At 50.8% G+C, this 13,226-nt stretch carries 15 protein-coding genes and 3 tRNA genes; 12 read left to right on the forward strand and 6 right to left on the reverse strand.

Features of this window, described 5'->3' with window-relative positions; all coding sequences use genetic code 11:
- Window positions 1-257: 257 nt before the first annotated feature.
- The 5 genes from ACNA05_RS09660 to ACNA05_RS09680 form a co-directional block, all read right to left on the reverse strand.
- Window positions 258-890 carry a CarD family transcriptional regulator gene (locus ACNA05_RS09660; RefSeq protein WP_415811277.1) on the reverse strand — a complete coding sequence of 211 codons (633 nt, stop codon included), beginning with the start codon at window positions 888-890 and terminating at the stop codon, window positions 258-260.
- Window positions 891-1,070: 180 nt separating this feature from the next.
- Window positions 1,071-1,415, reverse strand: coding sequence for a ferredoxin FdxA (fdxA, locus tag ACNA05_RS09665; RefSeq protein ID WP_415811278.1), 345 nt, complete (start codon window positions 1,413-1,415; stop codon window positions 1,071-1,073).
- 72 nt (window positions 1,416-1,487) lie between these two features.
- The gene (locus ACNA05_RS09670; protein ID WP_415811279.1) at window positions 1,488-1,817 is read right to left on the reverse strand and encodes a S4 domain-containing protein; all 330 of its coding nucleotides are present in this window, start codon (window positions 1,815-1,817) and stop codon (window positions 1,488-1,490) included.
- Window positions 1,814-4,795, reverse strand: a complete 2,982-nt coding sequence (locus ACNA05_RS09675) for a helicase-related protein (RefSeq protein WP_415811280.1) — start codon at window positions 4,793-4,795, stop codon at window positions 1,814-1,816. The genes ACNA05_RS09670 and ACNA05_RS09675 overlap by 4 nt, the downstream gene beginning before the upstream one ends.
- A gap of 74 nt (window positions 4,796-4,869) precedes the next feature.
- On the reverse strand, window positions 4,870-5,790 hold the full coding sequence (locus ACNA05_RS09680) for a DUF3108 domain-containing protein (protein WP_415811281.1): 921 nt from the start codon (window positions 5,788-5,790) through the stop codon (window positions 4,870-4,872).
- Between the two features lie 266 nt (window positions 5,791-6,056).
- On the opposite strand from ACNA05_RS09680, the gene rpmB reads away from it, so the two are divergent.
- Window positions 6,057-6,353 (forward strand): 50S ribosomal protein L28, encoded by a 297-nt coding sequence (gene rpmB, locus ACNA05_RS09685; protein ID WP_415811282.1) that lies wholly within the window; start codon window positions 6,057-6,059, stop codon window positions 6,351-6,353.
- A gap of 100 nt (window positions 6,354-6,453) precedes the next feature.
- A complete protein-coding gene (locus tag ACNA05_RS09690) occupies window positions 6,454-6,954 on the forward strand; it encodes a DUF805 domain-containing protein (protein ID WP_415811283.1) in 501 nt (166 codons plus the stop codon).
- 3 nt (window positions 6,955-6,957) lie between these two features.
- Here ACNA05_RS09690 and ACNA05_RS09695 read toward each other — a convergent pair whose 3' ends face one another.
- On the reverse strand, window positions 6,958-7,911 hold the full coding sequence (locus tag ACNA05_RS09695) for a TrmH family RNA methyltransferase (protein ID WP_415811284.1): 954 nt from the start codon (window positions 7,909-7,911) through the stop codon (window positions 6,958-6,960).
- 141 nt (window positions 7,912-8,052) lie between these two features.
- Between ACNA05_RS09695 and ACNA05_RS09700 the strand changes: the two genes are divergently transcribed.
- From ACNA05_RS09700 to rplL, 10 genes are all read left to right on the forward strand, one after another.
- Window positions 8,053-8,137: transfer RNA gene (locus ACNA05_RS09700), tRNA-Tyr, on the forward strand.
- A gap of 29 nt (window positions 8,138-8,166) precedes the next feature.
- Window positions 8,167-8,240 (forward strand) — tRNA-Gly (locus ACNA05_RS09705).
- A 113-nt stretch (window positions 8,241-8,353) separates the two neighbouring features.
- Window positions 8,354-9,529 (forward strand): elongation factor Tu, encoded by a 1,176-nt coding sequence (gene tuf, locus ACNA05_RS09710; protein WP_415809882.1) that lies wholly within the window; start codon window positions 8,354-8,356, stop codon window positions 9,527-9,529.
- 61 nt (window positions 9,530-9,590) lie between these two features.
- Window positions 9,591-9,666 (forward strand) — tRNA-Trp (locus tag ACNA05_RS09715).
- A gap of 103 nt (window positions 9,667-9,769) precedes the next feature.
- Complete coding sequence (gene secE / locus ACNA05_RS09720) at window positions 9,770-10,021, forward strand: preprotein translocase subunit SecE (RefSeq protein ID WP_415811285.1); 252 nt, start codon at window positions 9,770-9,772, stop codon at window positions 10,019-10,021.
- Window positions 10,022-10,024: 3 nt separating this feature from the next.
- Window positions 10,025-10,558, forward strand: a complete 534-nt coding sequence (gene nusG / locus ACNA05_RS09725) for a transcription termination/antitermination protein NusG (RefSeq protein ID WP_415811286.1) — start codon at window positions 10,025-10,027, stop codon at window positions 10,556-10,558.
- A 155-nt stretch (window positions 10,559-10,713) separates the two neighbouring features.
- A complete protein-coding gene (gene rplK, locus ACNA05_RS09730) occupies window positions 10,714-11,142 on the forward strand; it encodes a 50S ribosomal protein L11 (RefSeq protein WP_415811287.1) in 429 nt (142 codons plus the stop codon).
- Between the two features lie 4 nt (window positions 11,143-11,146).
- A complete protein-coding gene (gene rplA, locus ACNA05_RS09735) occupies window positions 11,147-11,842 on the forward strand; it encodes a 50S ribosomal protein L1 (RefSeq protein WP_415811288.1) in 696 nt (231 codons plus the stop codon).
- A 290-nt stretch (window positions 11,843-12,132) separates the two neighbouring features.
- Window positions 12,133-12,648, forward strand: coding sequence for a 50S ribosomal protein L10 (rplJ, locus tag ACNA05_RS09740; protein ID WP_415811289.1), 516 nt, complete (start codon window positions 12,133-12,135; stop codon window positions 12,646-12,648).
- Between the two features lie 51 nt (window positions 12,649-12,699).
- Window positions 12,700-13,071 carry a 50S ribosomal protein L7/L12 gene (gene rplL / locus ACNA05_RS09745; protein ID WP_415811290.1) on the forward strand — a complete coding sequence of 124 codons (372 nt, stop codon included), beginning with the start codon at window positions 12,700-12,702 and terminating at the stop codon, window positions 13,069-13,071.
- The last annotated feature ends 155 nt before the right edge of the window (window positions 13,072-13,226 follow it).

Consider the following 13,226-nt stretch of genomic DNA (forward strand, 5'->3'; position numbering starts at 1 on the left):
GGGTTACGACGACATTTCCGCCGCCGCTGCCGCCACCTCCGCCGCAGGAAGCGAGCGCAAGCGCGGAAGCGCTGAGCAATGAAATGAGTATAGTTTTAGATTGCATGGAACGCTTAACCCTTATTTATTATTAAAAATAATATCCGAAGGTATCGGAGAGGTTGCAAGTCACATTGGCAGAGAAATGAAGAATATTGCACAAAAAAAGGGTCAAACCGGGGAGGTTTGACCCTTTAGATATAGAGTTTTAACTCAGGTTAAGCGGCTTCTTCGTCGTCACCTTCTTCTGCAGCTTTGGCCTCGGCCTCTTTTGCAGCTTTGGCAGCTTGGCGGTTACGGGCAGTGGTCAGGGTTTCGAGCACGTCGCCAAGAGCCACATCCCGAGACGTTTTGTTTATGGCCGCTACTTCGCGGACCATACGGTCAATGGCAGATTCATAAAGCTGACGTTCGGAATAGCTCTGTTCAGGCTGCTCATCCGTGCGGTGAAGATCGCGAACCACTTCAGAGACCAGGATAAGGTCGCCGGAATTGATTTTGGCTTCATATTCCTGAGCGCGTCGCGACCACATAGTTCGTTTGATGCGGGCCCGGCCTTTTAGCGTTGTGAAGGCGTCCTTCAATATGAGTTCGTTGGAAAGCGCGCGCATTCCGGAATTTGCCGCCTTGTCCGTTGGGACACGCAAAGTCATTTTGTCTTGTTCGAATTTTACGACATAAACTTCGATATCAAATCCGGCGATGACTTCTTGTTCAACGCCTGTTACCTCACCGACGCCGTGCGCCGGATAAACAACATGTTGACCGACCCGGAATGACGATTTGGATTTCTTTTTAGTCGATTTCTTCGCCCCGGATTTTTTTCCGGACGCTTTTTTCTCAGTAGCCATGAATGCTGAGCCCTTTTTAATGGGTGTCGCATCTCACTAATGCGAAAACCCTTATGAAATACGCACAAACGGCGCGGCCTTTTTCAAAGCCGCACCGCTTATGTGAAAGAACTATAACACAAATTTATCGAAAAAACCACTAGCCAAGCCAGAATTAACGGCCGAAAGCGCAGGAAAAGCTTATTCGTCGCCCGTTCCGGGCTTTTCGGAGAAATATTTCTCGAATTTTCCTGTCTCGGATTCGTAAGCTTCCCGATCTGCCGGAGGTTCTTTTTTGACTGTGATAACAGGCCAAAGCTCTGCATATTTCGAGTTGATCTCCAGCCACTTCCCGTCTGGGTCGTCTTCGGTATCAGGCACGATGGCGTCAACTGGACATTCAGGCTCACAAACGCCGCAATCAATGCATTCATCCGGGTGAATGACGAGCATGTTTTCGCCTTCATAGAAACAGTCGACGGGACAGACCTCGACACAGTCCATGAATTTACATTTTACGCATTCGTCTTTGACGATATAGGTCACGCGAGAGCTCTCCGTTGCAGGTTTGACAGGCCAATGCCGATGCGAGGCCGTTTTGTCAATATTCGCTTTTGCTTAGGACTGGATTTGGGCCTCACTTAGCCGTTTGTAAAGTCCCTGAGCCTCTTGGGCCGGGCCGCGGCGCGTCCCCGCTGCCAGCATTTCCACTGAGACCAGTTCTGCCCCCCGCATAAAGGTCACGTGATCGCCTGGTCGAATGAGGGTGTGAGGCTTTTTTGCTTTTTTCGTTTCCCCGTTTTTCAAGACTCTTATCTTTCGGCCCAGTATCATGCGGGCGGCGAGGCTGCGTGTTTTCAACAACCGGGTTCGAAATAACCAGATATCAAGTCGACAAGACGTGTCTGTCGGGACGTCAGTTGCAGGTCGGTCGTTCAGACAGCTCAACTTTTTTTATCGCCTTTTTTCTTTTCGGATTTAGTGCCCGACGTTTTTTTATCTGTTTCAGAACTGCCGTCAATGTTCAACGCGGCTAAGGCGGCAAAAGGAGAGTTTTTGAGAGAGGCTTTGCCTTTTTGAGTAGAGCCGCCGCTTCCACCACTGCGATAAGCAGGTTTCGGTTTCCCTTTAAAGCCTTTTTGATGAGGTCTTTTTCGATGTTGCTGAGAGCCTTTCGGTTTGAACCCTTTTTGTCCGCGGGCGGCTGTGAGCCAAACTTCCTTATTTGCAACTTCCGTCGTGGTGCCGTCTTCCGCATGGACGCGGTTATTATAAAGATTCAAATCATTCCGACCGGAGCTTTTCTTTGGCGTGCGCTTTGGCAATTCAGAAGACGTCTTCTTGTCCGCGTCTTCGCTTGCCGCAGTACCTTTCGCCGGTTTATCTTCGGGATTTGGTTCTGCTGAAGTGTTGTCTCGCGACTCGGGCGTTTTCTCTTCTGGAGACGTTTCTTCAGCTTTGGGTAAATCAGGAAGGCTTTCCCGAACTTCGGATTGGTAGCCTAAAGCAATCAGAACTTTTTGTGTGTCCTCATAGGTTCCGCCCAAGAGAGAAAGCATTTCCTGCATAATCTGAAAGGGGCGTCCCTTTGTGTCTGCTCCGGGTATTTTGCCGAACTGATCCTGCGCTTGGCGTATCATCAGGCTTAATCGGTTAAGGATGTCGAGACGCACGATACGGGTGCCAACGGCCCGGTAGCCCGCCAAAGCCAAGGCGCTTTCGCTGAATTTGTCACTCTGCAAGTCACCTTCATTAGGAATTGAGGTGACACCAGCAAAGGGAATGAAGGGGGTTTTGTCGCCGCCCGCGCCGTAAGCGTTCAACAGACTCAATAGGCGAGCTGGTTTAGGCTTAAGCATTTCGGGCATATAGACATTATAGAATCCAAACTGGACCCCTAACTCGCGTAGTTGACGCCGAGCATCCTGATTGAGATTTTGGATGGTTTTAAGGTGGTCGCGACGTTCGACAGAGCCGTTATTTTCCAAAAGGGTGTACGCGAAACCTTTGGCTTCTGGCAGCGCGTCTTCTTGATCTTTGAAATCCCGAAGTCCTTTTAACGGCCCAAGATGAGCTGTGACTTCAGCGCGCAAATATTCGCGCATACGATCTGAAGCAAGGTTTTGAAGGTTGGCATTGGCGAAGTCGCTGGCAATGACTTCGGCGTCCGGCGTGAAGACGGACCCGCTTGGCGCGATACGGCCCACGATCATGCCGCCCCAAAGAATTTCACCCTTTTCGGAAAGCGTGAAAATATTGTGGGCGCCGCCGCAGAGACTTGTCAAGCGTCTGTCTATTTCAGGGGCAACCGCTTTGGCGGCGGCCGCGTCCAAGGCTTTTGCTTCGAGTCCCGATCCACTGACATCCGGTTTGAATGTCAGCCCATATAATTGACCAATGAGGTGGTCATCTACGAACACATCCCCGTTATCTTTTATTGTTGCGCTCATATAGGCGTCGGCTCCTATGCCTTTTAATAGCTTGCTGGTACGCTTATCTACAAATCGCGCAATTAAGCTCGCATGTAGCGCATCCGATAGGCGGTCTTCAACCTCGCGAGCGTGATTTGCTAATGTTTTTCCGTAATCAAGGTTATTTTTTGGCATCCAATTGGATTTTGATGCACAATATGCCCAGGTTCGGATGCTTGCAAGGCGAGCGGAGAGTTCCTGAACGCCTCCGGATGTATCATCCAAGCGGTCAATCCTTTGTATCATGAAGGCACTGGATAGCCTTCCTCCGCCTTTGACTAATATGCGATAAATATCCTGCAAGAGCCGGACATGCGCGTCGATTGTGAGGTTTCGGAAATCCGGTATCTGGCACACCTCCCATAACTGCCTGACTTGTGCAGGCACTTTGATTCGCTGAGAAATTTCATCAATGGCCATGAGGCGTTCAAGCGCCGCTTCATCCTCTGCCCCTTTGATTCTGCGGAGACGTTTGGTCGGCCGCGGCGCGTGGAGCGTGTCGACTAATGAGGCTAGAGTAGAGAAGTCGAGCTTTGAGTTTCTCCATTCCGCGTAATCAAGAGGTTCAAATTCGTGATTCTCTATACGTTTGACGAGTTCGTCGTCCATGACCGGACAGTCACCGGTTGTGCCAAAGGTTCCGTCATTTCGAAAACGGCCCGCTCGTCCAGCAATTTGTCCGGCTTCCATCGGCGTTAAATAGCGCCTGCGCCGGCCGTCATATTTAGTAAGGCCGGCAAAGGCGACATGATCTGTATCCAGATTAAGCCCCATGCCGACCGCGTCGGTGGCGACAAGAAAATCCACATCGCCGTTTTGGAACATTTCGGCCTGAGCATTTCTGGTGCGGGGGGATAAACCGCCCATGACAACCGCCGCTCCGCCTCTATAGCGCCGGATAAGTTCGGCAATGGCGTAAACTTCGGCGGCAGAAAAGGCGACAATAACAGAGCGCTTTGGCAGGCGCGTTAATTTCTTCGCGCCGTCATAATGTAATGTCGAGAATCGCTCTCGTCGTTCAAATCGGATCTTAGGGACCAGAGTTTTCAAAACGGGCCGCGCGGTTTCCGCTCCCAGAAACAATGTTTCTTCCTGTCCGCGGGCGTTAAGGACGCGGTCTGTAAAAATGTGCCCTCTTTCGTGGTTTGCCATCAACTGCACTTCGTCGACTGCCAAGAAGGCAAAGCGCCGATCTATGGGCATAGCTTCGACCGTGCAGACGAAATATCGCGCTTTGGGCGGCACAATTTTTTCTTCGCCGGTAATTAAAGCAACCTGAGCCGCGCCTTTTTGTGCGATTATACGGTCATAGATTTCCCGCGCCAGAAGACGTAGTGGCAGGCCAATAACGCCACTTGATCGCCCAAGCATGCGCTCTACGGCGTAATGTGTTTTGCCCGTATTTGTCGGGCCCAGCACCGCTGTGACAGTTGCAGGATTGAGAGGGGAGGCCATAACGCCTGTCTGACTGATTCAAATTGGAATGACAACGCCTCAGTCTGGATCAGCCAGGCTAAATTGGCAGGACGTTATTCACTCGCATAATGAATAACTTCGTCGCCGGGTAGGACATATTCCATTTCGTCCACTTTCAAAACGGCCGTAATCGCACTTATTTTGTAGGTGAACCGAATCGGGATGTAGAGACCAAGTTCCGGGTAGTGTTTAAAGTAGACATTAACGGGTTGGCTGCTTTCCTCGTCTTCAGGGAGGTCTTCGGGGTCAAACCCGGAAATTGGTTCATAATAGACGTCACAGCTTATGGTCTCTGACTTGTAATCGTCAAATTTCAGGCGGCGCGTGCCGTCCCGTTCCATGCGAAGGCCGTAATGCTGTTTGGAATCAAAAACGCGAACCGTTCCATTGCAAACCTCTCCCTTATTCGCGAAGCCCCGCATCATCATATTTAAAATGGCGGAAAGGGTATCATCGGCCAGATACCTTTCTTCTGGAGTCGCGGGAGGCACGCCCTGACTGCCGAGCGGAGGCTTTATACTGACATCGACTTGTTCGGCCTCGTCATCATATATCATTTCAACGCGGCGACTTTTTTTATCTAGGTTTTGCTGGACGTGATAGTCGGGGCGCAGCCCTTGCGAATCGTGGGTGCCTTTGGAAACCGCCCATATTTCGAGCTTTTTCAATAGGGCGCCCAAGCCAGACGTTTTGATGTCTGAATAAACGGCGTACTCTGTTTGGTTATACCAACCGGAATAGTTGGAGCGGATCATACGTAATCCGAAGATATAGCCCTTGAGTTTAAACCGAAATTGCGTGGCGTCCTGGCCCGGAACCGGAACCTGATAGAAGGTCTCATTGATATTTCGCTCGTTTAAGCCATCAATATTGCGTTCGTGATCCATCAGATTAACGGCGCTGGCAGAGAGGGGGAGAACCACCCCAGCCAACAGACTTGTCAAAGCAAGTTTCGCAAATCTTATCGCACGCATGTCAGGGTCTCCGTTCTGTCTCTCTGCTCTTGCCATGACATACTCACCTTAGCTATAAGCTGAGCAAGGTAACGTGTATTCAGTTCATCTGCGTGACAATTCAGTCACACTCTATGTTAAGCGCTCTGGATTACGGATACATATTACAGATATCTTCGCGAATGGGGGGTTGACCTTCGGCAAACATCGCTCTAATTCGCCCCCACTTCCGCCCGCTGCACGATAATCTCGTGGTTGCGCGGGCCTTTATTGTTTTTAGGTGCACTATGTCCCGTCGTTGCGATTTGTTAGATACCGGCCCAATGTCCGGAAACACTGTGTCTCACTCGAAGATTCACACGCGTCGTCGTTTTGAAGTCAATCTTTGTAATGTCACGCTCTTGTCCGACTCTCTTGGCCAAAAGTTTAAAGTACGTATTGCGGCGAAAACGCTTCGTACTGTTGACACAAAGGGCGGTCTTGATGCCTTTCTTCTTGGCACAAAGAATCACAAGCTGACTGAAAAAGCGAAGAGAATTAAAAAAGCTGTTTTGAAGAGCCGCGCTGAAATCGAAGCCGCGTAATTCAAAAATATCTTTTGAAGATCAACCCGCCCTTGAGGCGGGTTTTTTTGTGGGCTGAAAGAGCCTTGACCCAAGGCTTCGTATAGGTCGTTATAAGTGTATGACGTCAACGCCCCCGATCAGGCCATCTGAGGCCATATTAGCGTTTTACCACAAGCGCTTCGATTTTGAGTCCCGCGCCCGTCGGTCAGAATTCTGGTGGGTGCAGCTGGCGTATTTTCTTGTCGGCCTCGTTGCGGCAAGCATAGAAAAGGCTATTTTGGGTTATCCAGAAACGCAAATTGGAACGCCCGTCATATTACTTGTGGAAATCGTATTTTTGATTCCTTTGGCATCTCTGACAGCGCGCCGCCTTCATGATGTTGGTTTGACGGGGTGGGCGCAATTGCCGGCCTTTATATTATATATTGAATATTTACCGGGTTATGAAGGATTTGTTCTCAATGGATTTGAAACGGGAGGCCCTGAAAGAGTTCTCACTATTTTGATGTATATTTACCTTGTCTGGATATTATTTTATTTAATCCGAAACGGCGAGACGGGGGTGAACCGGTTTGGTGAAAACCCGAAAGAGCCGCTCCTTTCTGACACATTTGATTAGCGGCTAACCTCGCCGCGCCTCATAAAGAGCAATGCCGGCAGCGGTGGCGACATTCAGGCTCTCTGCTTGGCCCGGAACGTCTTGACTCATCATCGGAATTTTAGCGAGTTGATCGCAATTCTTTCTGACGCGATCTCTAAGGCCCGGACCTTCGGCGCCCATAACGATGACCTGTCTGCCGCCGCCGGATAGGGCCTGAGATAAGGTAAGATTCGTTTCCCCGGCCAGTCCGGTGACGATCCACCCGATTCGTTGCAGGGATTGAATGGCGTTACTGATATTGGTTTCCTGACAAACCGGCACGGTTTCAAGACAGCCCACCGCCACTTTCGCTAGGGCGCCCGAGAGGGGCGGGGACTTGCGGGTTTGCATGACAAGCGCTGTTACGCCAAAAGCAGAGGCCAGACGTAACATGGCCCCGACATTGTGAGGGTCCGTTATCTGATCCAGTACGAGAATGAGACCGTTTCCGTTTGTCTCTTCAAAATCGCTCTCAGCCAGCATTTCCAAGCTTGGCCATTCCAGGGGGGCGGCTTTAACGGCAATGCCCTGATGCGCAGTATCAGACCCAAGAATTTTGCTGAGCGCAGAAGGAATTACAACCTTTGGCGTCGGAGAGCCTTGCGGAAGTTGAATGCGGCCTCGAGCGCCTTCAGTGATAAGAACTTCATGAATCGTGCGCCTTGGATTGGAGAGCGCTGCGAGCGCGGCATGTGTGCCCCAAATCCATCCGGCTCCGCCTTCGCGGCCCGCGCCTGAACGTCGGGGTTTTTGATCCGAGCGCGGTGAGTCGTCATTTCCTCGGGATTTAGGAGATCTTGGCTTAGAAGTTGCGCCGTGAGACCGCATTCCATAGGCTTTTTTGCGAGGACCACTGTCTGACGCGGACGAATTTGGGCCCTGACGTGTTTTCTTGCCTGTTTTTCTTTGAAATCCGCTATTGCGTGATGATGTCATGGTCTCTATACGTCCGCTGATATTGAACAGGTCTCTGTACACGAAGCGGCTAACATGCTTGCCGCCCAACTGACAGAGTATTTTTTGTTGGAGGCAACGAAACTTCGATTTTGTTCTGCGGCCAGAACGAAATCTTCGGTAGGAGAGGTGGCCGAGTGGTTAAAGGCGTCAGACTGTAAATCTGATCACTATGTGTACGTTGGTTCGAATCCAACCCTCTCCACCACCTTCAGCAGAAGGTAAAAATATTTTACCGCGGGCGTTGTGTAGTGGTAAGACCTCAGCCTTCCAAGCTGATGACGCGGGTTCGATTCCCGCCGCCCGCTCCAAATAACCCCTAGAGCAGGGGCCCTTGAAATGGGGTTACGGAGCCCTACTTAAGGGCAAGCAATCAAACCGGGGTCGGATAAGTTATCTGGTCCCACAACATGTGAGAGTAAACATGGCAAAAGAGAAATTCGAGCGTAATAAGCCGCATGCCAATATTGGCACGATTGGTCACGTTGACCACGGCAAGACGACGCTAACGGCGGCGATCACGAAATATTTCGGTGACTTCCGCGCTTACGATCAGATTGACGGCGCGCCGGAAGAAAAAGCGCGTGGTATCACCATTTCTACAGCTCACGTTGAGTATGAGACGGAAAACCGTCACTACGCTCACGTCGACTGCCCGGGCCATGCTGACTATGTTAAGAACATGATCACCGGCGCGGCTCAAATGGACGGTGCTATCTTGGTTGTGAACGCAGCCGACGGCCCAATGCCTCAGACACGTGAGCACATCTTGCTTGCCCGTCAGGTCGGCGTTCCGGCTCTGGTTGTTTACATGAACAAGGTTGACCAGGTTGACGATGAAGAGCTTCTCGAGCTTGTCGAAATGGAAATCCGTGAACTTCTGAGCTCTTATGACTTCCCGGGCGACGACATTCCTGTGATTGCAGGATCTGCTTTGGCTGCAATGAACGGCGAAACGCCTGAAATCGGTGAAGAGTCTATCAAGAAGTTGATGGAAGCGGTTGATTCCTACATTCCGCAGCCTGAGCGCGCGATTGATCAGCCTTTCTTGATGCCTATCGAAGATGTGTTCTCCATCTCCGGCCGTGGTACGGTTGTAACGGGCCGTGTTGAACGCGGTGCGGTTAACGTCGGCGACGAGATTGAAATCGTTGGTATCAAAGATACGAAGAAGACGACATGTACAGGTGTTGAAATGTTCCGTAAGCTCCTCGACCGAGGAGAGGCCGGCGACAACATCGGCGCTTTGCTTCGCGGTGTTGACCGTGAAGGTGTTGAGCGTGGCCAGGTTCTTTGTAAGCCAGGGTCTGTTACGCCTCACCAGAAGTTTGAAGCGGAAGCTTACATCTTGACGAAAGAAGAGGGTGGCCGTCACACGCCGTTCTTTAATAATTACCGCCCGCAGTTCTACTTCCGTACAACTGACGTGACCGGTGTTGTAACTTTGAAGTCTGGCACAGAGATGGTTATGCCGGGCGACAATGTGAACATTGATGTCGAGCTTATCGTGCCTGTCGCTATGGAAGAGAAGCTTCGCTTCGCTATCCGTGAAGGCGGACGCACAGTCGGCGCCGGCGTTGTGTCAAAAATTACTGACTAAGTCGTAAGGATACATAGCAGGTTGGGAAACACCCGGCCTGCCGCCCGATCGGGACAGATTTAGGGGTGTAGCTCAGTTGGTAGAGCATCGGTCTCCAAAACCGAGGGTCGTGGGTTCGAGTCCCTCCGCCCCTGCCAGCTCACTGAGGCGTATTTCTCCGTAAAGGCGTGTCTCGATTAAGCAATCAATAGCGCGGACTGCATGAAAATGCAGTGTCGCGTTTTGGAGTTTGAGGAAAGAATGGCTAAAAAACCGCCAGTACCTGCCAAAGCCGGAAATGCAAAAGGCGATAAGTCTTCTGTCGGTCCCGTCCAGTATTTGGGACAGGTTCGTCAGGAGGCGCGGAAGGTCGTTTGGCCGACCTGGCGAGAGACTTTGACGACAACGGTTCTCGTTATGGTAATGGTTGTATTGATGGGCGTGTTCTTTTTTGTTGTTGATTGGGCGCTTGCGACCATAATTAGACTAGTTTTGGGCTTAGGAGGCGCGTAAACCATGGCAGCTAAATGGTATATCGTTCAGGCCTATTCGAATTTCGAGAAGCACGTTCAGCGTAGTATTGAGCGCGAAGCGGAAGAGAAGGGCTTGGCTCATCTTTTTGAGGAGATCTTGGTTCCGACGGAAAGCGTCGTAGAGGTTCGGAAGGGCCGCAAGGTCGAGTCAGAGCGTAAGTTTTTTCCGGGCTATGTCTTGGTAAAGTGTGAATTGACGGACGCGGTTCACAACATGGTCAAGAATACGCCTAAGGTAACAGGCTTTCTCGGCTCTACCTCCAAACCGCTTCCGGTGAGCGAAAAGGAAGTGGCGCGTATCGTGGGTCAAATTCAGGATGGGGTAGATAGCCCGCGTCCAATGATCCAGTTCGATCTTGGCGAGACGGTCAAGGTTACAGACGGGCCGTTCCAGAGCTTTAATGGAACAGTTGAGAGCGTGGATGAAGAGAATGCGCGTTTGAAAGTGCTGATTAATATTTTTGGGCAGGGGACACCTGTCGAACTAAATTATACCCAGGTCGAAAAACAGACTTAGGGAATAACCGCTTGTGGGAGGTGTGGCTAAGTCCAGTTGACACCTTTCTGTCCTTGCTCTGGCAGGGTCGCACCACGGGCACCACAAAGTGGGCGGCATGAGGCGGCCTGCATCAATCCTCTCATTAATTTGGGAGACACTTGAAGGAGTGGAACATGGCAAAGAAGATTCAAGGCTATATCAAGCTGACAATCCCTGCGGGTTCAGCCAATCCCTCACCGCCCCTCGGCCCTGCATTGGGTCAGCGCGGTGTGAACATTATGGAATTCGCAAAAGCGTTTAACGCAAAGACGGAAGACCTGGAAAAAGGTATTCCAACACCAACGATCATTACGGTATACCAGGATAAGAGCTTTACGTTTGTTACCAAAACAGCCCCTGCTTCTTATTATCTGAAAAAAGCGGCTAGTGTTCAAAAAGGTAGTACGGCGCCCGGCACCGAAGTTGGTGGGACGGTGACGATGGCGCAGTGCCGCGAAATTGCAGAAGCTAAAATGGTAGATTTGTCCGCAAATGATTTGGATCAGGCGACAAAGATTATTGCTGGGTCAGCCCGGTCAATGGGCTTTGAGGTCAAGGGGTAAGGTCATGGCGAAAACAGGTAAAAGAATTGCGGCGGCGAAAGCCAATGTTAATCGCGACACAGATTACAGCGTCAAGGATGCTGTGAAGCTCGTTAAAGATAATGCCAAAGCCAAATTTGACGAAACAGTCGAGTTGGCCCTAAACCTCGGTGTTGACCCGCGCCACGCAGACCAAATGGTTCGCGGCGTATGTCAGTTGCCAAACGGTACCGGTAAATCAGTCCGTGTTGCTGTTTTTGCAAAGGATGCAAAAGCAGACGAGGCTCGCGAAGCTGGCGCTGATGTTGTTGGCGCTGATGATTTGGCTGAGCAAATTCAAAATGGCGACATGCCGTTTGACCGCGTTATTGCAACGCCGGACATGATGCCGCTTGTTGGCCGTTTGGGTAAAGTATTGGGCCCTAAGGGCATGATGCCAAACCCGAAAGTCGGTACCGTAACTATGGATGTAGCCAAAGCTGTTGGCGACGCCAAAGGCGGAGCTGTCGAGTTCCGCGCTGAAAAAGCTGGTATCGTCCATGTTGGTGTAGGTAAGGCAAGTTTTTCCCAGGATAAGCTGGAAGAGAATGTGAATGCATTTTTGACAGCCATCCAGAAAGCTCGTCCATCTGGTGCCAAAGGTACTTATGTAAAGCGCGTCACAATTAGCTCTTCTATGGGCCCTGGCGTGAAAATCGATACGTCTGAGGTTTCGACCTAGGCGATTAAGGAATTTGATGTCGCAGGCCTTCGGATCTGCGGCTCAAAAAACCGGATGCATTTTGTTGTGTGTTCGGTCTGTCCGAGACCACCGGTGCCTTGCAAACGCAAGGCTTAATTTCCGGCGCAGACAGAGCAAGACCGATATAATTGCGTGCTTGATGCATGCCTGCGTCTCGGTTCGAGCCCTGTTGACCTGAAAAGGGACAGAAAATCCGCTGCGTCCTTAACCGGCCGCGGCACTTGTCGGGCCCCGCATGGTGTGAGGCCCATTTAACAGGGAGACCGCAAATGGATCGTTCTCAAAAAGAACACACCGTTAAAGAACTCACAGAGATCTTCGATGGTGCAGGCTCCGTGGTTATGGCTGCTTATTCAGGCATGACCGTTGCGGAAATGGAAGATTTGCGTGCCAAGCTCAGAGAGCAAGGTGCGACTTTCCGTGTTGTACAAAACCGTTTGGCGAAAATCGCTATGAAGGGGAAACCTTTTGAAGCGGCTGCTGAGAAATTCACTGGGCCTATCGCAATTGCGTGGGCTGAGGACATGATCTCTGCGCCAAAAGTGACTGTTGAATTTGCCAAGGACTCTCAAAGTCTTGAGATCATTGGTGGCTTCATGGGTGAGGATGTCTTTGGCACGTCAGGTGTTGAAACTCTGTCCAAACTTCCAAGTCGCGAAGAGCTTATTGGTATGGCGGCTCAACGTCTTATCGGTCAAGCTTCTCAGGTTGCTCAGCGTCTTACTTCACAAGGATCAACCCTCGCTGGTGCGATCAAAGTGATAGAAGAAAAAGCGGCGGCATAACACTTTCCATTCTCGCAAAATTCGAACTGAAACCTAAAAGGAAACTAAAAAATGGCTGATGTAAAAAAGCTAGCTGACGAGCTGATGGGCTTGACCATCCTCGAAGCAAAAGAATTGAATGATATTCTTGAAGAAAATGGCATTAAAGCCGCTGCAGCTGTTGCTGTTGCCGGCCCTGCCGGTGGTGGCGACGCTGGTGCTGCTGAAGAGAAGGACGAATTTGACGTCGTCATGACTTCTTTCGGTGGCAACAAAATTGCTGTCATTAAAGAAGTTCGCGGCATCACAGGTCTTGGCCTGAAAGAAGCCAAAGAGCTTGTTGAATCTGCTCCTAAAGCCGTCAAAGAAGGCGCGCCTAAGGCAGAAGCTGAAGAGATCAAAGAGAAACTCGAAGCCGCTGGTGCGACTGTCGAGCTTAAATAGTCTCATTCGGTCCGGGGCTCACGCTCCGGACCACACTCTTTCGGACTGTAGAGCGAACAGACCGTCTGGCGGAAGCAGGTTAAAACTTTCACAGATTTATAAAAAGTAAAACGCGCTCTGGGACTGCAGCCCGGAGGCGGATTTTTGCTTTAAAA

The organism is Litorimonas haliclonae (assembly GCF_965138505.1).
Classification (GTDB): domain Bacteria; phylum Pseudomonadota; class Alphaproteobacteria; order Caulobacterales; family Maricaulaceae; genus Litorimonas; species Litorimonas haliclonae.